Origin of the sequence: Aeromicrobium phragmitis (genome assembly GCF_003674095.1) — a bacterium.
Taxonomy (GTDB): Bacteria; Actinomycetota; Actinomycetes; order Propionibacteriales; family Nocardioidaceae; genus Aeromicrobium; species Aeromicrobium phragmitis.
Window position 1 is genome coordinate 1 of sequence record NZ_RDBF01000108.1, and the last position, 427, is coordinate 427.

The window sequence follows — 427 nt, forward strand, 5'->3', positions numbered from 1 at the left end:
GTCGAAACCGCCAAGCGTGTGCGAGACGCCGGTACTGACCGCAAGTGGACCGAGCTGTCGAGAATCCTTCAGGACAACGCTCTGACCAGCGATACCAACGGCTCGCCTCGAAAGCTCATCATCTTCACTGAGCACCGCGACACGCTCGACTACCTCACGCGCAAAATCGGTTCTCTGCTCGGCAGACCTGAAGCGGTGAAAGCCATCCACGGCGGTGTTCGTCGTGGCGACCGCAGGATCATCACCGAGGAGTTCACCAAGAACCGCGACGTCCAGATCCTCATTGCGACTGACGCCGCCGGCGAGGGCTTGAATCTCCAGGCAGCTCACCTCATGGTCAACTATGATTTGCCCTGGAATCCGAACCGTATCGAGCAGCGGTTCGGTCGAATTCATCGCATCGGCCAGGAGGAAGTCTGCCGTCTCT

At 59.3% G+C, this 427-nt stretch carries 1 protein-coding gene; it reads left to right on the plus strand.

Going from position 1 to position 427, the window contains the following annotated elements:
• The coding region (locus D9V41_RS16500) for a C-terminal helicase domain-containing protein (protein WP_166376101.1) at positions 1 to 427 on the plus strand (427 nt) is incomplete at both ends.